We start from the raw sequence: 21,567 nt of genomic DNA, 5'->3' as shown, positions 1-21,567 counted from the left end.
CTTAAACTCTTATAACTTTGTGTCCTACCCTTTGGGAAGCAACTTCGTGTCTATGCGTCCTTTGCGGTACCCTACCCTTCGGGTTCTCCGAAGGAGTACGGGAAGCCGCTGGCGCGTCTACGTTTCTTCATACTTTTGCGTAAATCCTTTGGGATCAAAAAAAACTAATGCTTTACTTGTAACGATCTACTTCTTTGGGAATCATAAGTTAGACAACCTTTGTTGAAGGTTAAATTCCTTCTGCAATTCGTATGGAGACTATAAATGCAGCTAAATACGATAAAGCAGCAACTCCTAGTCAAGCTTGACTGCCCATTTATCTTAGCAGCGCTGATTATTCCTCTAGTTCACCTCGGACTAGGATACATCGGTTTATCTATGACATTTGTCGGTGGTGCATCGGCATTTTGGCCTTCCTTGGGTGTATTTGTAGCGGGAATGTTATTAATAGGCTATCGGGTTTGGCCTATCTTATTTGTCAGCGATTTTATTGTTAGTTATATTATTTTTTTTAAACATAATCTTGTAATTAGTACTATTATCCCTGCCGTTAATTTAATTACACCTTTTGTTGCAACTTTTTTAATTCAGCGATTTATTAAGCGCCGCCATTTTTTAGAGCGATCGCAAGATGTTTTTAAATTTATAGTTATCACTATACCCAGTCCCCTGATCAGTTCTGTACTGGCTGCACTGACGCTGTGTATCAGTGGGATTGCACCTTGGACAGTATTCGGTAACGTTTTTCAAACCTGGCTAACATCGGACAGTGCAGGTATTTTAATTGTCACACCTTTACTGTTGGCATGGTTGCAAAAGTCTCCATCACCAAGAAGTTTTCGTCGGCGACAAATTATCGAACTAGCATTTGTTTTACTGTTAATGATGGCGGTTGTTCGGGTGGCTTTTTCTGGGGGATACCCAATTGAATACATGATTATTCCTCCACTGATTTGGACAGCATATCGATTTGAAGCGCGGATATCGACTTTAGCTGTACTGATTGTCTCAGCGATCGCAGTTTTTGGTACTGTTAACGGTTTTGGTTCCTTTGCCAAACAACAATCGCCTAATGAATCACTCATTTTGCTGCAATCATTCATCTGTGTCATCGCTATCACTACTTTTATCATCTCTGCGGTAACACATGAAAATCAAAAATCAGCCATGATTCTCCGCCAAGCTAATGATGAACTAGAACAGCGTGTAGCAGAACGCACGGCTGAACTCCAGGAAGCTAAAAATATTGCAGAAGTTGCTAATCAAGCCAAAAGTGAATTTCTCGCCAACATGAGCCATGAATTACGCACACCCTTAAATGGCATCCTCGGTTACACTCAAATCTTACAACGAACTGAAACCTTAACAGAAAAAGGATCTAAAGGTATTGAAATTATTCATCAATGCGGCTTTCATCTCTTAACTTTAATTAATGATGTGCTGGATTTATCGAAAATCGAAGCCCGCAAAATGGAATTACATCCCATTGATTTTCATCTTCCTTCATTTCTAGAAGGAGTTGTGGAAATCTGTCGGATAAAAGCTGATCAAAAAGTAATTGCTTTCAATTATCAGCCAGACCCTCAATTGCCCATTGGCATTCAAGCTGATGAAAAAAGATTAAGGCAAGTGCTAATTAATCTTTTAGGTAATGCAATTAAATTTACAGATCAAGGGGGCGTTACTTTAAAAGTAGATGTCATTAGTCAAACAGAAAAACAACAAATAATCAACTATAAAATTCGCTTTCAAGTTGAAGATACAGGTGTAGGAATGACAACGGCACAATTGCAGAAAATCTTCCTACCCTTTGAGCAAGTAGGCGAGATTAAAAAACAAGCTGAAGGCACCGGATTAGGATTAGCTATTAGTCAAAAAATCGTCTATCTGATGGACAGTAATTTACAAGTTAAAAGTCAAGTTGGTCAAGGTAGTATTTTTTCGTTTGAAGTGGAATTACCAGAAGCAAAACAATGGGCAGCAAGTTCTAGGATAATGTCACAAGGCGCTATCACAGGTTATCAAGGCAAAAAACGCAACATTTTATTAGTAGATGATAAATGGGAAAACCGTTCTGTGCTGCTCAATTTACTAGAACCCATTGGATTTGAATTAATTGACGCTAGTAATGGAGCAGAGGGAATTAATCAGGCTGTAGCTTCTTTACCTGATTTAATTATTACTGATTTAATCATGCCTGTGATGGATGGCTTTGAATTTATCCGACAGATTAAACAATCTCCTCAATTACAAAATGTTGTAATTATTGCTACTTCTGCCAGCGTGTTTGATAGTGACCAAAATCAGAGTTTAGATGTTGGGGCGAATGCCTTCTTATCTAAGCCTATTGTCGCTGAAGTTTTACTAGAACTACTGCGAGTACATCTAAATTTAATTTGGATATATGCGCCAAGCTCTTTAATTGATGACAATCCCAAGAAAGCTAATGTTATATCTAATTACAATGATTTGACTTTACCCACTGTTGATATATTGACTCACTTATATGAGTTGGCTAAAGGAGGTAATATTGATGGATTATTGCAAGCAGCCAATGATTTAAAGGCTAGTAATCCTATTTATGCTAATTTTGCTCAACAAGTAATCCAATTGGCGGAAAATTTTCAAATGAAAAAGCTCAGAGAAGTGTTAACGCAATGGATAAATCAAAATAACTAGAAGATTAATAATGTTAATTATTGTTAATAAAGGGCGATAGTTAAAGCAATGCCAAACTCAGAATTTATTTTAATTGTTGATGATAATCCCACTAATTTGTCAGTCTTATCACAAGCACTAAAAAGCGCAGGTTTTGCGGTGAGAGTTGCTGAAGATGGAGAAAGTGCAATTGAATTAGTCCAGCATAAACCACCAGTACTGATTTTATTAGATGTGCAGATGCCAGGAATAGATGGCTTTGAAACCTGTCAGAAACTCAAAGCTGATCCTATTACCCAAAGCATCCCAATTATTTTTATGACAGCATTGGCGGATACGGAAAATAAGGTGAAAGGACTTTCTTTAGGTGCAGTTGATTACATTCCTAAACCCTTTGAACAAGCAGAAGTAATTGCCAGGGTGCAAATGCACTTGCAACTTAAGCAATTGACCGATGATCTGGAACAACGGGTAATAGAGCGCACAGCAGCCTTAAAACAAGCACAAGTGCAACTGGTACAACAAGAAAAGCTGTCCATGCTTGGTCAGTTGGTTGCAGGTGTAGCCCATGAAATGAATAATCCCATTAGCTGTATTGTGAGCAATCTTCCTCCCGCACAAGAATATGTTACGGATTTGTCGAAAATTCTGCAATTATGTCAGCAACATTATGAGCAATTACCAGAAGTTATTCAAGATGCGATCGCTCAAACAGATTTAGAATTTCTCTTAGAAGATTTACCAAAACTCCTCAATTCTATGCAGGTTAGCGCCCAAAGAATTGAAGATATTTCTGTTTCACTACGCAACTTTGCTCGTACTGACACATCGGCAAAAGTTAAGTTTGATGTTCATGAAGGACTTGATAGTACACTGTTAATTCTGCGCCACCGCCTGAAAGGGTTTGGGGCGCGCCCTGAAATTCAAATCCTCAAACAATATGCGGCTTTACTAAAGGTTGAGTGTTATCCAGGGCAACTCAATCAAGTGTTTATGAATATCTTAGCTAATGCCGTTGATGCTTTAGAAGATGTTTGGCAGCAAAAAAAGCGAGCCGATGATTCCTTGATAATCAAAATCTCCACAGAAATGTCCAGCCCGAAAGATCTCACGATTCGGATTGCTGATAACGGTATTGGGATGACAGACGAGGTGAGACAACGGATGTTTGACAGTTTATTCACCACGAAAGCAGTTGGTAAAGGTACAGGATTGGGACTAGCGATCGCTCATCAAATTATAGTTGAAAAGCATGGCGGCGCAATTAAGGTTAATTCCACCCTCAATCAAGGAACTGAATTTGTCATCATCTTGCCTTTGTAAGCACAATCTGAGTTATCTCCCCAGAGATGAATAGGATAGAAGCTCGGAGCATTATTGCCTGATATGTAAGTGTTAATAGATGTAGCGATCGCTCGACTATTGGCTGTCGTAGAGACTGTTTGAAATTTAGTATAGCTGGTAAATTGGACTAATTTAACACAATAAGAATACTCCCTTTTATGTCTTTAAAGTCCGTAAAATTATGTCTTTTATTTTGTTGTAATTTTCTACCATGAATACAAAAAAAATATATCCTATTAATTAGACTGATTCTCTAAAACTAAGCGCCAGACACAACATCAAAAACACTGATTATACTGACATTCTTAATTAGAGACTGAATTTATATCACTGCAACAAAAGACTAATTTAGTCTTGCTAACTTGCATAAACAACATCCAGCAAACAAGACTAAATTCCTCAAAATCAAGGATTTTCTCAAATGACTTTATATTCTCGTTCTGCTGGAATTTTATGGCAAGTAGGCCTATTTCTTACAGGATTAATTAGCTGCGTAAATTTCACATCTACTCCAGCATCAGCACAAACTTTAATAGAAAGCCCAATCAGTGATTTTTCCTCTGGAGATCCAGGTTCTTTTGCCGGTGCAGTAGTATATGTTACTCCTAGTAATTATTTATCCACTGCTGCTGCTCAAATCAACCCCCCTATAGGTACGTTTTTTGCAGGATTCAACGGTAGTTATACAGTTACAGGAGTTTCATATATAGATCCGGTAACTCATATTTCCACACCAAGCGTTACACTCCATACTGGCGGACTATTACCACTGCCTTATACAGTACCAGAAGGTTCTATCAGAGCAGCCATAGTTGAAAAACTAAGATACGGTAATCTGACACTGGATGAATTTGCAGCACTTGTCAGGGCGGCTGTTGGTAATGATGGCCTAGACTAGCCTGCAATTGTAGAGACTTTTTCCATACTTTTCAGTTGGGTGGAGCGATCGCAAAACCCAACAAATTTCTCTTCAAAGTTATACTGTTAGGATTTATGCAATAACGTTTTAAAGTCTGATTTATTTGTGTTATGGACTGAGGGAAACTGCTAACTTATCTATGCGTCCTCTTAGGTTCTTTATGTTAGCAGGTTTAGAATCGAAAGCCCCCCTCAAAACGAGCTTCAAATGTATTTCCACTCATTCCCCAGCGAGACTCCCAAAACATCCCATTACTAGGAATATCATATTTAATTAATAATCCATAAGTAAAATCATTAACTCTACTCTTAATACCACGGCTAATATCCTGAAAATTTTGCAGATAAGCGCCAAAATACCAATTAGAGTTTATTTTTTGAGTACCTTCTAATGTGTAGAAAAAGTTTTCACTGAGTTCTCCACTAGTTTTCAACACCAAACCTGTGCTTAATTCCAATTCACCCTGAAAAAACCCAGCTTGTCGTAAACGACGAGTTTCATCATAAAATACAATCCCTGTCGCTAAAGAATAGTTATTTCTATATTTATCTTGATGAATAAAAGAGTAACTCAAATTTATATAAGCAGGATTTTGATAGTTAGCTCCACTATTCCAATGGAATCGTAATGCGGGAATGTGGCTTGTAATAGTTTGAGTTTGCCCAGATTCATTCAACTCTATATTAGTATTAATATAGTTTAATAACCCATTAGTATAAACACCAAATGTAGGCTCTGAAACACCAAGATTATTGGCGATATTAAATACATTATCTGCATTCAAATTAAACCAGATACCTGAATTAATACTGTAATTCCAATTGCCGGCAGAACCAGCCCATAAACCTTCGAGACTAGGTAAAGATAAATATCCATTAAAAGTTTGCAAATTAGTAATCAATCGTCCATTTTGACTTAATTCGATATTATCAAAAGCCAAATCAAATGAATTTATATTTACCGGCACAGATGTAGGATCAGATGAATTAAATTTCTGCACAAAATTTTTACCATCGGGACTAATCAAATTCACCTGTAAAGCTGATGAGCGATTATTTGGAAAAATAGATGTTTGTTTTGCAGGAATAGGTACATTAACAGATGATAACCCGCCAAAATTTCGATTTGAAACAGCTATTTTAGAAATATAAGTCTCACCTTCTCTCCAAGTCCGTTTCCCATCTATGAATTGGACTGCTCTACGATAATTACCAGTGCGGATTTGGAAAATACTAGAGCTATTGGGTGTAATCGTACTTGGTAAGGTAAAAGTTCCAGAAATTTGCTCTAAACTACTTGTCCGATTACCTAAAAACAATGTTCGATTGAGGGTTTGATTAATTTTTCTTCTTTGTTCTGGGGTAGATTTTGAGTTGATAGGTGCAAAATTTTCTTGTCGAGAAAATCTCTCGTGAGCTTCTTGTAAACTTTGTTCTACTTCTGGAAGAGATATTAACTCAAAAAGTCCTCCTGCAAGCATTCCTAAAGAAGTATTAGCAGTTTGTATCTGATCTACATCTATTGGATCAACAGAAAAAGATAGAGACACACCAGGATTACTATAAATATTAGTATATGTTGCTTTATTGAGCAAAGAATCGTACTGTAATAAAGCCCGATTATGCGGACGACTAAAATAAAATCTCTGCCAGTTTTGATTTTCTGTTTTATCTCTAGTTCTGAGTAGAGTTTGTCGTTGACCTAAAGTCACCCAAAATAGTGAATTGAGGTAAGAAAAATTCCGTTGTTTATCACTAATATCAGGATTTAGCAAAATGTCAAACAAATCATAATTATCAAATTGTTGACGATTCCCTAATTTGATTCCTGCTATAGATGTAGTTGGCGCTTGAAATCGTGTTCTTTCGCCGGTTAAAGGATTTCCCCAAATAAATCCAGCCTGTTTTAAATTATCTCTAGGAACTATACTTCCTCTACGGAGACTGACATCTCCTAATAATGGTTGTAAGTTATTAGTAGGAAAAGATTGTAAAATTAAAGGCGGATTATTGGCATTTAAGCTAGAAAGATTAGGAATGAGCGCAGTTATATCTAAACTATTCCCTATCCTTGGGTTATTAATCCGAACAGGAGGTGCAGGAATACCCACTGGATTAACTAATTCGGCTGCAATTGATTGAATAGAAAATTGATTTAAGCCAGTTTCCCCTACTAGTTCTTGAAAACCTTGAGGAAGGGAGGAGACAGCTTGCATTCCCCAAAGTCTTTGAGTTAATCTCACAATCTGTGTACGTTCAAAGTCTGTGGTTTCTCCTTGATATGAAATACCACTTTGCCATCCCTGAGTTTCTACTACAATTCGATTACCGGGTAATACCCAGTAGAATTGCTCTGCTTGAGGAAATTGGGCAAAGTTAAATCGCTCAACAATGGGATCTTCTGCTGAAAATTTAAGGGAAAAATCAATATAATTAGTATTTTTTAAAAAATTAAATGAGGAAGCAGCAAAAGTTAAACTATCTCTGGGGCTAATTATCCAAGGATATCTACTGGCGCTATTCGTCAGAGCATTTAATATAAATATTTGTAGATTCTTTTTATCTAAAATAGGATTCTTCCCCGGCTCATTTGGAGTAGTTGGCTTGGTTGCATCAGGTTCATAAAAATCAGTATCTGGTCTCAGAAGTGGATTAAATAATTTTGGTGTATTTATATCATTAAAGTTAGGAAAAACTCTAACCGGCTCGGAATTTATATTTTGTGCAGTATATACATTTTTGAACCCATATAAATTTTCATTGAAATAAATGTTATTTTCTCTCGCTGCCAAATCGACATTATCTGTTTTAGCGGAAGTTATTAACTCTTTAATTTGAGGAGTTTTTGCTTCTACTTTATTAATTATTAACTGAGTTAAAAATAATAATGTAAACAGCAATATTGTCATATATTGTTGGCTACGAAATAATTGGTTAAACATGAGCAAATATAATATAGCGTTTTCGACTCTGGTAAGGGACAAAATTACCCCTCCCCAACCCTGCCCTTGGCAAGGAGAGGGTGCGCGAAAGCGCGGGTGGGGTGTATTTCATGTGCTTGGGAATTGCTATATATGCTTTTAGATAGTGATACAGATGAAATAGTTTGGTAAATAGTAAAAATTTACTCACAAAGTTTAAACCAGGAAAATCGAACCTAGAATTTTAGGACTTGCTCAATAGAAAATATAAATAGGACTTTAATAAAGAAATAAAGTCCTGGAGATTTTATAGTTGTATATGTCTTTGATGATGCCAAATATTCTGAATTGGCAAATGGAGATACGCCCTACATATTGCTGAGAATTTTAGGCTATTGAAGTATTTAATTCTATTGAACTAGAGACTGAATTAACTATCGCAATAACAAGCTATATTGAATAGTTTTAGCGAGTATTTTATATAAAAAGTACTCAGAATTAATGTCTGAAAAATAAATTTTATGGCTAAGATTTAATGCTGAATTTGTGTATAATAAACTATTCTATTGGGAATTTTTATCTTTTATCTGGCAACAATTAATGTCAAATTGGACTGCTATATCTATAATTTTGCAGTAAAAATATATGCAAATATATGGCGATCGCACTTATCTATCAGCCTAATCTAAGTTGTATTACCAAGGTAACTTGCTTCCATCCCAGGAAAAGAATTGACCACTATCGCCTGCTTGCAGTTGTTCAATTACAGTTAATAATTGGGTAACAGTTCGTTCTACTGAAAATAATTTGTCTGGTGGTACATTGCGCTGAAATGGATGAGAAAGACGAGTATCAGTTGTTCCAGGATGTAAGGTTACAACCAGGGTGCTAGGACAACTCCTTCCATACTCAATTGCGGCTGTTCGCATCAACATATTCAGCGCCGCTTTAGACGCACGATAACCATACCATCCTCCTAGTTTGTTGTCGCCAATACTGCCAACTTTAGCCGATATCGTAGCAAATACACTGGGTTGTTTATGACGAAATAGTGGTAATAAGTGTTTAGCGACTAGCACTGCACCAATACTGTTAATTTGAAAGTAGCGCAGTAAATTTTCTGGATTAATTTGTCTTAAGCTTTTTTCTGGTTGTAAATCACCATCATGTAACAGTCCTACGCAGTTAATAACTAAGTGTAGTTTGTTGATTTGTGTACTGATAACTTTGACTGCTTCAACAATCTGTGACTCATCAGTAATATCCATTTCTATGCAAGTTAATTTATCTGCATATTCAGATGTTAAACTCAATAATTCTTCAGCAGTTTGTTGTTGACGATATGTGGCGTATATTTTGTTGACTCTTTTATCTAGAAGTAGTTTTTTCACAAAACCTAAACCAATACCTTGACTGGCTCCAATAATTAGGGTATTAGCATTTTCAAAATCTTTAATAAAAGACATTTTAGTTAATTCGTTAAATTCCAAGTTAGATATTATCAGATTTTTTCCCAGTTAAAAAAAAATCTATATAGCCAGTATCCCTAATTTTATAGTTAAGCTTTTAATCGATAAAATAAATGAGGAAAATTTGCATATATAAACTCACGCTCATACTTAAAGCCTAATTTTTCCATAACCCGTTGTGAAGCTAGATTTGTCGTTAGAGTAAAACAAACAACCTCCCGTAAGTTTAGGAGTTCAAAACCTATTTTCAATATTTTTTCTCCCATTTCAGTGGCTAAACCTAGACCCCAAAATTTAGCCATAAGAGCATAAGCTAATTCAACTTCATTACTGCCTTCTACATTTGTATTGCGAAGACCAGCACGACCAACAAACTGATGATTAATTTTATCTCGAAATACCCATAAACCAAATCCATACTGCTGCCAATGATGCAAGTTATTGAAAATAAATAGCCGTGTTTCTTCATCAGAAAGCACACCACCTAAAGTTGCCATTACTTGTTGATTTTGGTGCATCCGATTTAATTCGGTTAAATGTTGAAATCGCAGCCGTTCTGCCAATAAACTATGAGTTGTAAATGTCTCTATTAACGGCATATTATTTTACTAATTCAATTGTTGATCAAAAATTATTGACTATCTTATATTGGTACAGCTAATTTTTTTATCCAAATCAATGTGCCTCTTGGCATTTGATATTAGAACGTAACATAACACCATCACATCCAGTGAGACAAGCCCATTGCGATCGCCTAACTCCGTAGGATAATAGTCTTTGTTCAGGCTCTTAGCATAATTAATACTACGATAAATCGAGCAAGTTACCGTTTTTGGTAAAATACTCACACAAATATGCAACAAACGCAAGCTCCGAGAAATTATGTCTACTGCTAAAACACTGAATCTGACACCAAATTTGTACGAATATCTCTTGTCTGTATCCCTACGTGAACCAGAAGTACTTTTGCAGTTACGGCAAGAAACTGCTCACCATCCCCGTGCAAATATGCAGGTTGCGCCAGAACAAGGACAGTTTTTAGCACTCTTGGTTAAGTTGATTGGTGCCAAGAAAACTTTAGAAGTGGGAGTTTTTACTGGCTATAGTTCTTTGAGTGTTGCTTTAGTATTACCGCCTGATGGTAAGATTATCGCCTGTGATGTTAGTGAAGAGTTTACATCTGTTGCTCGGCGTTATTGGGAGAAAGCAGGTGTGGCAGATAAAATTGACTTGCAACTTGCTCCAGGAACGGAAACTTTAGAGTATCTTTTAACACAAGGTCAGGCAGAAACTTTTGACTTTGCCTTTATCGATGCAGATAAGGAAAACTATTATCGTTATTACGAATTGGCCTTAAAGTTAGTGCGTCCTGGTGGTTTAATTGTGATTGATAATGTGCTGTGGTCTGGAAAAGTGACTCAATTAGAATTACAAGACTCATCTACCACAGCTATTCGTGAATTCAACAGCAAGTTATCTCAAGACGATCGCATAGATTTAAGTTTGATTGCCGTTGCCGATGGGCTAACTTTAGCACGCAAGCGTTAAGTTAGTTCATCAAAGCAGTCATGGTGTGTTAGGTAAAACAGACGACAATCATTTAACAGGATATTCAGTTCCTTAACAACTTTGAAGGGATTTCTCAGAGTTAACGCAGCTGCGATCGCAGCTTCATAAGGATTTCTACCTGTTCTTCTTACGGCGGCGATCGCATCTTGATTAGAGAATCCCCGAATACTCACTAACCATGCAGCTAGTACATGACCAGTGCGGCCAATCCCACCGGAGCAGTGTACAACTACTTTCTCACTTTCTTTGTCTGCTGCTAATAAAAAAGGAATTATTTTTTGTGTGAGTGTTTCTAAATTCGCAAAATGGAAATCTTCAATAGGTGTCCAACAAACTTTTTGACTACCAAATTCTTGTTGATATGTGCTTAAAAGATGAGGATAAAGAGCTAATTGTTCTTCGCTCAAAAGACAGCAAACTCGTTGAACATTTTGCTGTTTCATGAACTCAATCCAATTAGATACTTGTTGATGAGAGTAACCTGGTCTGGAAGCTCCAAATACAATTGGTTCATGCTCCCAAGCCGCAGCGAATTTGTATGTATTTCTAGTCATATCTTCTGGTAGCTAATTCCCATCACCTCATCTCGTTTTCCAGGCAAAGATATGTGGAGGTTTTTAAGAGGCGTTAGGTCTAATTCGTTGTAGGACTTGGATATTCAATTCCAGCTTATTTCCTAGCCATAAAGCGTGTGCTGTATGGTCTGTGACATCATCACCAGTCTCAGGATGGACGAGAATATCTAATCCCTCACGGTTCAGCATTAACCAAGGTACAACCTGCGGAAATTGATTTGGTGCAAAGGCAACTTGATACATTGATTTAGGGTGTGGCCCAATTGGCTGATCATGCCAACGTCCCAGTTGCACTTCAAATCTTGTACCTAATCCTTCGCGGATTTGAGCCGCAATATCACGAGTTTCTAGATCATAGTAAACATGAGCATGAAAACCGATGATCATGCTATTTTCTTTCATAGTTTTACCTAGATTATTTTCTATCATCTTAATAAATATTTGCTTAAAAAAGCCTTGACTTCATCGGCACATAAACCAAGATGAACTATCTTTCCGGGTGTTCTCAGAATTTCCAATCCTTTGCCATCATTACGAGGATCTGGATCAACTATAGATACATATATTTCATCTACACGAGGATCTTCCGCAAGAGTTAGAGCGCACGCAGGTGTCCGTCCATAAAAAGAACAAGGCTCAAGAGTTACATACATTTTCAAGCAGTCAAAAGCTTTTCCTTGAATCTGTTTCAGCGCATAAGCCTCCGCATGATGTTTTCCTGGTGATTGTGTATATCCTTGAGCTACTATTTGTTCCTTGTCTACGATTACACAGCCTACTGGTGGGTTGGGCAAACATTGTGGTAAAGCTTTTCTACTTTGCTCTAAAGCAGTTAGCATAAATATTTCATGCATCATTTATTTCAGGGAACAGAGTTGAAAGTCTTTTAGTGTATAGATTTTGCAGTCAATCCTGTATCTCATTCAAGTGCATACCGCTATAAAATAATCTTGATGTGCAGTGTGAATTACATTCAACAAGCGGCAAAATGATTAAACTCGACCAGTTTTTAAAGTTGCTAGGTATCGCCGGAACTGGAGGACAAGCCAAACTGATGATTATTAATGGTGATGTTAAAGTCAATGGTGCCGTTGAAACCCGTCGCGGTCGGAAATTAGTATCCAGCGACCAAGTAACGGTAGCAGGACAAATTTTCAAAGTAGAGGACGTAGTTCAATAGGAGTTTTGCTTCTAGTTTATCGGGGAAAGCGATCGCTCACTTTTTCCCAGGTAACTTTGTCCCCATCTCGGTCAAGGCTGAGAAAATCAAATATATAATGAGCAACCCAGCACTGAGCAAAAAAATGACAATATCGTGATTCATATAGCAATTTTATTTAATTTACAAACTTATTCTTCAAGATAGAAAACGAGGAACAGAAGCTGTAGTAAGTTTTTTTCACAAATCAAATAGGAGTTCTATCGGACTGTTAGATTCATGATTTTTGATTTTGTGATTTAAATCTGCCAGCCACAAACTCTCGTTTATTTAAATGTTTAGTTTTACGTTTAGTAACTCTTTCTCGCCACATCCGAAAACTGGATGCTTTCATTTGCTGACGCATTAAGGCAATTACCTGTTTTTCTTGCAGTCCAAACTGTGCCTCAATTGCCTCAAATGGGGTTCTATCTTCCCAGGCCATTTCAATAATTCGATCAATTGTTTGGGGTTCAAGATTTGATAGTTTCATTCCTTTGCTAATAAGTTATGACTACAAGTAAATAAGTAACAGAGACTAGAGGGATGTACCTCAATAGGATGAAAACCACTGTAATTTGCTTTCATAATATAGTATAAGAGATTGTCTCTAAAGAAATGTAAACAGAGCAAAGTAAGGTGATCTGCACAAAAGAAAATTGAGTATGTTATGTAAGTTAAATGTGCAACAGCTGATCACCAAAATTTTTAGCCTAATTCTGCTAACTTTTTCTTAGCCAATTCCCGCACTTGCTCATCTGGGTCATTGGCGGCGCGATCGCGTAACAATGGTAATGTTTGTGGATAGTGGGGATATTGTTCGGTAATTGCTTCTAGTGCGACTTGGCGGGGGTTATCTTGAAAACTATATTCTCGTGTAAAAGGGTCATTAACAGCACAAGTATAAAACACGTCAAATAAGTCAAGTTTGTCTTTAAAACCTCTGGCTAATTCTTGCACAGCCACTTGTCGCACATTAGATGATTTATCTACAGTGGCGCGTTTCTTCAAAATGACGAGAGTATCAGGATCATGTTTGAATCTTCTGGCTAATTCTTGCACAGCCGCTTGGCGGACATCTGCATATTTATCAGATGTGGCGTGTTTTTTCAGGATAGGGAGAATATCGGGATCATTGGTGAAATGTTTGGCGAGTTCTTGCAATGCTGTGCGGCGGACATATTCATTATCATCGGTTGTGGCGCGTTGTTTGAGAATCAGCAAAGTATCGGGGGAATTTTTGAATCCCCTTGCCAATTCTTGCACGGCGGCGCGGCGCACATCAGAATATTGATCAGCGATCGCTCGTTGTTGCAAAATCAAGAGAGTATCAGGATCATCTTTAAAACCCCTAGCTAATTCTTGCATAGCAGCGCGGCGCACATACTGATCATTATCAGTAGTAGTACGTTGTTTGAGCCAAAACAAAATTTCTGCTTCTTCTTTGAACCCCCGCGCCAATTCCTCAACTGCTGTTTGACGTACACCGGAATATTTATCAGTCATGGCGCATTGTTTCAGGATAGCAAGAGTATCAGAATTATCTTTAAAACCCCTAGCTAATTCTTGCACAGCAGCTTGGCGCACATATTCATTTTCATCGTCGATGGCGCGTTGTTTGAGGATAGTAAGAGTATCAGAATTATCTTTAAAACCCCTAGCTAATTCTTGCACAGCGACTTGGCGCACAGTCCAATCATTATCGCTGGTGCGTTGTTTTAGCCAAGGAAGAGTATCTAAATCATCTTTAAACCCGCGGGCTAATTCTTGCACTGCTACTTGTCGTACCGTACCTGAATTATCCGCAGTCACACGCTGTTTCAGCCAATGTAAAATATTGGGTTTGTCTTTAAAACCTCTGGCTAATTCTTGCACAGCGGCTTGGCGGACATATTCATTCTCATCTGTTGTGGCGCGTTGTTTTAGCAGCGGTAAAATTTCCCAGTCATCTTTGAAATTTCTGGTTAATTCTTGCAGTGCTACTTGGCGTACTGTCCAATCATTATCTGCGATCGCGCGTTGTTTTAACCAGACTAAAGTTTCAACATGATCTCGAAAACTTCTCGCTAATTCTTGCACAGATATTCGTCGCACATCTTCATGTTCATCCACATTAGCCAGTTGTTTCAACCAAACCAACGTATCAGCATCATCTTTCCAAGTCGTAGCCACAGATGTCACAGCTTTAGTGCGAATTTCTTGAACTAATTTAGTTTCTTCTTCATCTCGATAAGGTTGATAATAGTAACCAAGGTCATATTTCGTTAAATCTTTCAGGTGATTCAGTAATTTATTCGCCGTTGAAGTGACTAATAACCGATTGCGGACTTCTGCAAGACATTTAGCCGCTAAAAAAAGATTAATAAACTTTTCTGCTTCCCCATTTTGCGCCATTAAATATTCTAGAATTTCACAAACAAACCTTGGCTCAATCATCCCAGTAATCAGGCGTAACACTTCATGCCAAGTTTCATAACGCCAATGCTTACCAAACACTTCATTATTTAATTCTTTAATCGAAAGTGTTTGTGTTTCTTTGAACTGCCAAACAAACTCCCAAGCACAAAAATACTCTAAAAAAGTCCGATGTACAAAAGCATAATAGTCTGCACCTAAAAAACATAACATAAAATTGCGAGTCCTCAATTGATTAATCATCACTCTCGCCACTTTAGTTGGGTTTTCAAATTCGATATTTTTTAAATAACGAATTAAAATCTTTTCTAAATCCTTAACACTAATTAAATTGCCAGTTAAACCTTTTGCACTAGTTTGCATATGATAAGCAACTTGACGCAACATTGCCTGCTTATCTTTATAGTCAATCGTTTTTGGATCAAGGCGGGAATCTTCTACTAAAGCACGTTCCACATCCCATTGATGCAGTAGAACTCGTGATGCTTGTTCATAAAGTGTTGCTCTATCTCTAGGCAATTCTTGGTTACGATTCAGAATCGCCATCATCGTTAATAAAAGCGGATTTCCTGCTAATTCAGCAATAGATTTTGACGTGTCAATTGCTCTTTGCAAACGTTCACGTTTACGTAATTTATCTTCTTCATCATGTAAGGTTAACTCATGCCAGCGAATGATAAAATCTTGAATTTGTTCTGCTTCTAAATCTTGCAGCATGAAATGGCGAAATTCTGCATCTCGCAAGCGTTGGGGTTTATAGCCAATCACTCGAGAAGTTACAATTACCCGCACATTAGGATAGACATTCGTAAAGCGATGAATGTCTGTAATGACATCTTCTCTTTTACCTAATTCAAATACTTCATCTAACCCATCAAACATCACTAAAGCATTACCAGTTTTTAAATGTTCGTGCAGTTGATGTTGATTAAGATGATGGACTATGCCACTACATTTATGGAAAAATTCTAAGAAATTACTACATTCATTATTTTCTCTCCTTCTAATATAAGTGCGTAACTCGATTAATAAAGGAATCGGTTGAGAAATTATGTTATTCAGCGGAGATTCTGCCCAATTTAAAGCTAAAAACTGCAATAGTGTCGATTTACCTGAACCTGGATCACCTAAAATAACTAGATATTTATAAACAGGATTATTGATAATATCTAAAACAGAAACTATTGGTTGTTCAAAATAAACTCTGCGGTAGCTTTCTAACTCTTCTAGTAAAACTTCTGCTTCTACTTGATTAGCGTCTCTGAGTTTTTTGAGATGTTCTTTGGGTAATTCATGTACTTGGGGTAAAACTTGGTGAACTTCGCGGACATTCTGAGCAATAAACATCCGCCATAGCTTCAACTCATTATAAGCATACCCAGTGGTATCCAAACTATCTAATTTGAGATTGCCGTATCGCTCATAGAGTCCTTCTTGATATATATTTAAGTCAAAATCCGTGGGTATTCCCACTATTTTTTGCAGATTTTTATTTACGTCTTCTAAAGTTTTGCTATCTAACAAAGAGCGTAACTTATCAGATTCTCGAATAATTGCTTTGACTTTTTTTACATATCTTTTAGTTAGTCTTTCCCACTCAAATTTCTGGGGTAAAGTTGGTAAATTCATTTCATACCAAGTATGAGAGAATACTTGAGCATCTAAAAGTTGACATTCTGCTTGAAAAGCATAACCCAGAGTTTCTCTAATCAATGGATTGCTAATAAAATTCTTTAAAATTTTAGTATACTGCTTAAGTTCTAGTTCTTCTATGTCTGCATCTTCCAATTCCTGCTGCGTTAACTCTAAAAATTCCTTTAATGCTTTGCCAGCCGCAATTTCAATATCTTCCTTTTTAAGTTGCTGTAAAATGTTCTTGGGTATACATTTTAATAAATCTTTAGCCCAGTCTTTGACTACATCTTTTGCTAATTCCTCAAAAATCGGTTTAAAAGTAAACCCGACAGCTTGAGTTACGCCCCAAACAGCCAACCAATCTATGATCATCATCGTGTTTACCCAGTTGAAACTTTGAGGATACTTAATCGGTTAAGAATTTTAGTTACAAGGTAAAATGCAAAATTTTATGCGTATTTTTCTCTAAACAGCACCCTATACCATTTTGACTTTTAGATTTTAGATTTTGGATTGGGACTTGCTATTTATGTGTAGTTTCGGTCAATCCATCGGTTGCAATCAGTTTGTCATTTGGTATTATATTTAATTCTATCTAAATACTTATATATTGTGGGTAAATTGAATAATCTAAACTGGTAATTCTGTATTTATCAGGATGATTTAGTATCGTTTTTTATGTATCAATATTTTGTTAAATATTAGTAATAACCGAATAAAAATTGATGTGTACAAGATACTCCACTTTCTTGTGCCACAAAGATTGAATATGAGCATTCACGCAACAGCTTTATCTAACCTTATAATTTAAGGAGCAATAGTATGTTTAAGACCAACTAAGCGTACAACTGAAATTTCTTTCTCAGTCATTACCACTTCTTCTCCAAGTAATCCCTGAGTTACCAGTTCAGAAAACTTGGTAGTTCTTTCAGAAATGTTGACCGTTATACTTATTTGTTCCTGTAATTGTTAATTTCTTATGCTCATATTATCAAGTCTCGAAGTAAAAGCGATCGCTTAATCAGCCGCAGCACCTTCTAACCAAATTTCCACATCATCAGATAACAATTTTTCCGCAGCCTCTAGCATAGTTGCAGCAATTTCTTTTAAGTCTTCACGATTATTTAAGTAGGTTTTCAAAGCTTCCATTGGGTCAATACTACTACTCGCAGTCAATTCGGGAACACGGGGACGGGCTAACTGACTGAGTAGTTCTGGTTGAATCGTGTAGGTATGGGCTGCTTTTAAGGCAGTATGTAAGGCAGCATTTTCAATTACATCTAACTGTTCGGAACGCAGTTTGTAAATTAATCGCACTACTGCATCTTGAATATCATGTTTAGCGATCGCTTTCAAAATTGCTCCCTGGGGATCTTCGGCTTTAGATATATCTACTTCAATGGTGCGAAAACTGCGAACTGGTAAGGGACAAAATTCCCAAGTAGTATTTCCCTGTTCCAGTTCAATCATCACATAGCCTTTATCCTCTTTTTCTTCGCTAAAATCTACCCGTTCAATACTCCCCGGATAAATCACTGGCGGGTTGTTATGTTTATTTAAATTTTGGTGTTTGTGAACGTGTCCCAAAGCTACATAATCAAAACAAGGTCGCGTCAGCAAAGACAACGGCAAAGTAAAACCCTTACCCACCGCCAGTAAACGTTCTGCGCCTAAAGTTGCATTATCCGCCATTAAGTGAGCTAATAATATTGTTGGTACATTTGGGTCAAGGCGGCGGATTTCTCCTTCAATCACCACTTGTAACCTGTCTGTTAATAACTGATTGACTTCCGCTAAAGACAAACCCTCTGTTTCTTGGCGCGTCATTAATGTCGAACGAGTTAACCAAGGAAGCGTAATTACTTGAACTTTTCCGTTGCGGGTTTGAATAGAGTGAGTTGTCAACGTATCACCAACCACAAACCCCGGTACACCCAAAGTCCGGTAAATATTCAAGCTTGCGCCTCCCAAACCTTGGGAATGTTGGTCATGATTTCCGACTAATAAGACTGTGGGGATATTCGCATCCACAAGGCGGCGAAACTGACAGGCGAAAGCTTCTTGGACATAAGGCGGTGGTGTCGCATCAGGAAAAGCATCCCCACCAAAGATTACCAAATCGACAGGATCTGTCAAAGCGTGATCGATACACAGCGCTAAAGTATTCACAAAATCCTCCAAACGCGTGTTCAACCCTGTAGCCGGATTAATTCTACCGTGGGAAAAACCGCTTCCCATGTGGATGTCGGAGAGATGGAGGATTTTAATCATAATCAAAAAAGGCAGGAGTTAAAAGGCTGGAACAGAAGGTTGAGTAGTATTATGTCGTAAGCCAACGCACCTTGATTTGTTGACGGTGCGGCGCTTGGGGAAAACAAACCCTAGAGGCAAATTTTTAAACCGAGAAACACTATTTTTCAGTTTCCGAAAAAATACTGGCGATCGCTGTCAACAGTAATTTTACAACTATAAAAATCCGCTTGGGCAGTTTTAGCAATTGTTCCCACTGATATGTAAGCACTTACAACAGTATTTACTAAGAAGCATTGCGCTATTTTAAGTTTTACCTGACTTTCTTAGATATTTATACGGGGATTGTTATTCTTAAACAAAGCATAATAATTAAGGAAATTTACACAAATGAACACTTCTAAACCCAGCCAAGTAGGTGTATCTGTATTTATGGGCGTTCTGGTTATATTAACCAGTGTAAGTGTGATTACGATTATGAATATGTTCTAGGTTGGATTCTGAGAATTTTAATAAAGAAAATTTACATAACCTTGTTCAATTATGAGCAGGGTTTTTACATTTTGTCATCTGAGGGGATAAATTTAAACGCAAAGGGCGCAAGGGTAAGCGCAGAGTAGCGCAAAGTTGTATTCAGGAACAAAGATAGCTGGGAATTTATCCGTAATCCTAGATTTTGAGCTTGTAAAAGTGATCAGCAGCTTGAGGATGAGTTACGGAGACTACGAAGATTTATGACAAATACTAAATCAAAAAATATCCAGAAATTTTTGATAACTCTGACTTTTTTGACTCCACTGTTAATCACAATTCCGGTTTACGCCGAAAAACCAGAGCATTACAAACAGCTAGTAGACACAAATAAATGTCCGAAATGCGATTTAAGTGGGTCAAATTTGAGGCGGAAAAATTTAATTCGTGCTGATATCAATCAATCTAACTTAAGTGGTGCAGATTTAAATGGGGCAGACTTGAGCGGTGCTAATTTGCGTAATACTGATTTACGTAGGGCTGAACTATTTCGGGCTAATTTATTTCGCTCTGACTTACAAAGTGCTAACCTCAGTAATGCAGACTTGAGTGGGGCTAATTTGAGTGGTGCAGATTTGCGAAATGCTAATTTAACTAGTGCTGATTTAAGTAATGCGGATTTGAGTGGTGCTAATTTGAATGGTGTTACTCTCAGTTCTGCTAACTTGCGGGGTGTGCGATTTGATAATGTCAATCTCCAAGGCGTGAATTTCAATGGTGTAGATTTAAGTAATGCAGATTTGAGAAGTTTTAATTTTCGCGGTGTGTCTTTGAATGGTGTTAACCTGAGTCGCGTGAACTTGAATGGCTATAACTTAAGCGGTGTAGAACTGAAAAATGCCAATCTCAGTTATGCGAACTTACAAAATGCTGACTTGAGTAATGCACGGCTGAATAATACTGACTTGCAAAATGCGAACCTCTACAACGCGAATTTGCAAGGTGCAGATTTAATTGGGAGTAAGCTAAATAGCGCCAACTTAGACAATGCAGATTTAAGAGGCGCAAATCTTGATTTTGAGAGTCTACCTAACAATATTCGTGCTGAAGCTGGAGATTACAGCCGCTGGGGAAATACACTCAGCAGTAAAGGGAGATATCCCAACGCGATCGCCTATTACAACAAAGCGATAGAATTAAATCCTAGAGATGCTCAAGTTTATACCAGTCGCGGTTTTGCTCAGAATAAATTAAAAAATTATCCAGCTGCGATCGCTGATTATAACAAAGCTATTGAAATTGACCCTAACTATGCCAAAGCATACAGCAACCGCGGCCTCACTCGCATTGAGCAGAATGATTATCCCAGCGCCTTAACTGATTTTGACCAAGCAATTCGCCTCGACTCCAACAACGCCGAAGCTTATAACGGACGCGCCACAATTCGCCGGATGCAAAAAGATTATGCAGCCGTAATTACCGAAGCTTCTCAAGCCATTAGAATCAATCCTAAATTTGCCGAAGCCTACAATAACCGAGGTTTAGCGCGTTTTGCCCTGCAAGATTATCAAAGCGCAATTCAAGATTATGATAAAGCCATTGATAATTCTAGTGGTTGGGCTTGGGCATATTTAAATCGTGGCCTCGCCCGTTCAGCTATCAGCCAACATAAAGATGCAACTAAAGATTTTGACCGCGCCATTGAAATTGATGAAAACTATATCGAAGCTTATTATCAGCGCAGTTTAGCCCGGTTTAATCGCAAGAAATATGAGGATGCAATTAAAGATTGCGATCGCATTATTCAACGAGACCCCAATTATGCCGCAGCTTATGAAAATAAGGGTAATGCTTTATTAGCTTTGAAAAAGAAACCAGAAGCTAAACAAGCCTTAGAACAAGCAATGAAACTCTACTCACAAAAACAAGACAATCCCAGTGTAGAACGAGTGCAGCAAATTATCGCCGGATTGTAAGAAACGCCCTATCCTCTCTGCGCCTCCGGTTACTGAGTTTCGACTACGCTCAACTACCGCGCAGAGTTCTTCGAGTTTTGAGAATTTCTCATCTCAGAGAGATGCGGAAATTTCTCCATTCTCAGATTCTAGTAATATAGTTACGACTTATGACATACTTTCCTTGAG

At 37.5% G+C, this 21,567-nt stretch carries 15 protein-coding genes; 6 read left to right on the top strand and 9 right to left on the bottom strand.

Features of this window, described 5'->3' with window-relative positions; translation table 11 throughout:
• The first annotated feature begins 264 nt into the window (after positions 1-264).
• The 3 genes from IQ244_RS00680 to IQ244_RS00670 all read left to right on the top strand — a co-directional run bounded on the left by IQ244_RS00680 (position 265) and on the right by IQ244_RS00670 (position 4,900).
• Positions 265-2,679, top strand: coding sequence for an MASE1 domain-containing protein (locus IQ244_RS00680; protein ID WP_193889139.1), 2,415 nt, complete (start codon positions 265-267; stop codon positions 2,677-2,679).
• Positions 2,680-2,727: 48 nt separating this feature from the next.
• Entirely contained in the window at positions 2,728-3,981 is a 1,254-nt protein-coding gene (locus IQ244_RS00675; protein WP_193889138.1) for a sensor histidine kinase, read from the top strand.
• A gap of 442 nt (positions 3,982-4,423) precedes the next feature.
• Positions 4,424-4,900, top strand: coding sequence for a hypothetical protein (locus IQ244_RS00670; RefSeq protein WP_193889137.1), 477 nt, complete (start codon positions 4,424-4,426; stop codon positions 4,898-4,900).
• A 193-nt stretch (positions 4,901-5,093) separates the two neighbouring features.
• Here IQ244_RS00670 and IQ244_RS00665 read toward each other — a convergent pair whose 3' ends face one another.
• The 3 genes from IQ244_RS00665 to IQ244_RS00655 form a co-directional block, all read right to left on the bottom strand.
• On the bottom strand, positions 5,094-7,862 hold the full coding sequence (locus tag IQ244_RS00665; protein WP_193889136.1) for a hypothetical protein: 2,769 nt from the start codon (positions 7,860-7,862) through the stop codon (positions 5,094-5,096).
• 674 nt (positions 7,863-8,536) lie between these two features.
• Positions 8,537-9,307, bottom strand: a complete 771-nt coding sequence (locus tag IQ244_RS00660; protein WP_193889135.1) for an SDR family NAD(P)-dependent oxidoreductase — start codon at positions 9,305-9,307, stop codon at positions 8,537-8,539.
• A gap of 92 nt (positions 9,308-9,399) precedes the next feature.
• Entirely contained in the window at positions 9,400-9,909 is a 510-nt protein-coding gene (locus IQ244_RS00655) for a GNAT family N-acetyltransferase (protein WP_193889134.1), read from the bottom strand.
• A 283-nt stretch (positions 9,910-10,192) separates the two neighbouring features.
• Between IQ244_RS00655 and IQ244_RS00650 the strand changes: the two genes are divergently transcribed.
• Positions 10,193-10,858 carry a class I SAM-dependent methyltransferase gene (locus IQ244_RS00650; RefSeq protein ID WP_193889133.1) on the top strand — a complete coding sequence of 222 codons (666 nt, stop codon included), beginning with the start codon at positions 10,193-10,195 and terminating at the stop codon, positions 10,856-10,858.
• Here the strand turns inward: IQ244_RS00650 and IQ244_RS00645 are convergent.
• The 3 genes from IQ244_RS00645 to IQ244_RS00635 form a co-directional block, all read right to left on the bottom strand.
• Positions 10,855-11,433: a protein-tyrosine phosphatase family protein gene (locus IQ244_RS00645; RefSeq protein ID WP_193889132.1), complete on the bottom strand. Its 579-nt coding sequence runs from the start codon at positions 11,431-11,433 to the stop codon at positions 10,855-10,857. The genes IQ244_RS00650 and IQ244_RS00645 overlap by 4 nt on opposite strands.
• 63 nt (positions 11,434-11,496) lie before the next feature.
• Positions 11,497-11,856 carry a DOPA 4,5-dioxygenase family protein gene (locus IQ244_RS00640; RefSeq protein WP_193889131.1) on the bottom strand — a complete coding sequence of 120 codons (360 nt, stop codon included), beginning with the start codon at positions 11,854-11,856 and terminating at the stop codon, positions 11,497-11,499.
• Between the two features lie 23 nt (positions 11,857-11,879).
• A complete protein-coding gene (locus IQ244_RS00635) occupies positions 11,880-12,293 on the bottom strand; it encodes a deaminase (RefSeq protein WP_228058650.1) in 414 nt (137 codons plus the stop codon).
• A gap of 149 nt (positions 12,294-12,442) precedes the next feature.
• Here IQ244_RS00635 and IQ244_RS00630 point away from each other — a divergent pair, with 149 nt between their 5' ends.
• Complete coding sequence (locus IQ244_RS00630; RefSeq protein ID WP_193889130.1) at positions 12,443-12,634, top strand: RNA-binding S4 domain-containing protein; 192 nt, start codon at positions 12,443-12,445, stop codon at positions 12,632-12,634.
• 256 nt (positions 12,635-12,890) lie between these two features.
• Here the strand turns inward: IQ244_RS00630 and IQ244_RS00625 are convergent, their stop codons facing one another.
• The 3 genes from IQ244_RS00625 to sbcD form a co-directional block, all read right to left on the bottom strand.
• Positions 12,891-13,145: a TIGR03643 family protein gene (locus IQ244_RS00625; RefSeq protein WP_193889129.1), complete on the bottom strand. Its 255-nt coding sequence runs from the start codon at positions 13,143-13,145 to the stop codon at positions 12,891-12,893.
• Between the two features lie 215 nt (positions 13,146-13,360).
• Positions 13,361-17,074, bottom strand: coding sequence for a HEAT repeat domain-containing protein (locus tag IQ244_RS00620; RefSeq protein WP_193889299.1), 3,714 nt, complete (start codon positions 17,072-17,074; stop codon positions 13,361-13,363).
• Between the two features lie 645 nt (positions 17,075-17,719).
• Positions 17,720-18,973 carry an exonuclease subunit SbcD gene (gene sbcD / locus IQ244_RS00615; RefSeq protein WP_193889128.1) on the bottom strand — a complete coding sequence of 418 codons (1,254 nt, stop codon included), beginning with the start codon at positions 18,971-18,973 and terminating at the stop codon, positions 17,720-17,722.
• A 713-nt stretch (positions 18,974-19,686) separates the two neighbouring features.
• On the opposite strand from sbcD, the gene IQ244_RS00610 reads away from it, so the two are divergent.
• Positions 19,687-21,399 (top strand): pentapeptide repeat-containing protein, encoded by a 1,713-nt coding sequence (locus IQ244_RS00610; RefSeq protein WP_193889127.1) that lies wholly within the window; start codon positions 19,687-19,689, stop codon positions 21,397-21,399.
• Positions 21,400-21,567: the final 168 nt, after the last annotated feature.

It is taken from the genome of Nostoc sp. LEGE 06077 (genome assembly GCF_015207705.1).
Lineage (GTDB): Bacteria > Cyanobacteriota > Cyanobacteriia > Cyanobacteriales > Nostocaceae > Nostoc_B.
Note: the sequence above shows the minus strand (reverse complement) of the source record. Positions and strands in the feature narration are given on the sequence as shown.

What these genes read in the sequence shown, in the direction of transcription:
- IQ244_RS00620 (WP_193889299.1), bottom strand. Translation starts at nt 17,074, where the DNA reads ATGATCATAGATTGGTTGGCTGTTTGGGGCGTAACTCAAGCTGTCGGG.
- IQ244_RS00640 (WP_193889131.1), bottom strand. Translation starts at nt 11,856, where the DNA reads ATGAAAGAAAATAGCATGATCATCGGTTTTCATGCTCATGTTTACTAT.
- IQ244_RS00630 (WP_193889130.1), top strand. Translation starts at nt 12,443, where the DNA reads ATGATTAAACTCGACCAGTTTTTAAAGTTGCTAGGTATCGCCGGAACT.
- IQ244_RS00675 (WP_193889138.1), top strand. Translation starts at nt 2,728, where the DNA reads ATGCCAAACTCAGAATTTATTTTAATTGTTGATGATAATCCCACTAAT.
- IQ244_RS00645 (WP_193889132.1), bottom strand. Translation starts at nt 11,433, where the DNA reads ATGACTAGAAATACATACAAATTCGCTGCGGCTTGGGAGCATGAACCA.
- sbcD (WP_193889128.1), bottom strand. Translation starts at nt 18,973, where the DNA reads ATGATTAAAATCCTCCATCTCTCCGACATCCACATGGGAAGCGGTTTT.
- IQ244_RS00660 (WP_193889135.1), bottom strand. Translation starts at nt 9,307, where the DNA reads ATGTCTTTTATTAAAGATTTTGAAAATGCTAATACCCTAATTATTGGA.
- IQ244_RS00680 (WP_193889139.1), top strand. Translation starts at nt 265, where the DNA reads ATGCAGCTAAATACGATAAAGCAGCAACTCCTAGTCAAGCTTGACTGC.
- IQ244_RS00670 (WP_193889137.1), top strand. Translation starts at nt 4,424, where the DNA reads ATGACTTTATATTCTCGTTCTGCTGGAATTTTATGGCAAGTAGGCCTA.
- IQ244_RS00650 (WP_193889133.1), top strand. Translation starts at nt 10,193, where the DNA reads ATGTCTACTGCTAAAACACTGAATCTGACACCAAATTTGTACGAATAT.
- IQ244_RS00655 (WP_193889134.1), bottom strand. Translation starts at nt 9,909, where the DNA reads ATGCCGTTAATAGAGACATTTACAACTCATAGTTTATTGGCAGAACGG.
- IQ244_RS00635 (WP_228058650.1), bottom strand. Translation starts at nt 12,293, where the DNA reads ATGCTAACTGCTTTAGAGCAAAGTAGAAAAGCTTTACCACAATGTTTG.
- IQ244_RS00665 (WP_193889136.1), bottom strand. Translation starts at nt 7,862, where the DNA reads ATGTTTAACCAATTATTTCGTAGCCAACAATATATGACAATATTGCTG.
- IQ244_RS00625 (WP_193889129.1), bottom strand. Translation starts at nt 13,145, where the DNA reads ATGAAACTATCAAATCTTGAACCCCAAACAATTGATCGAATTATTGAA.
- IQ244_RS00610 (WP_193889127.1), top strand. Translation starts at nt 19,687, where the DNA reads ATGACAAATACTAAATCAAAAAATATCCAGAAATTTTTGATAACTCTG.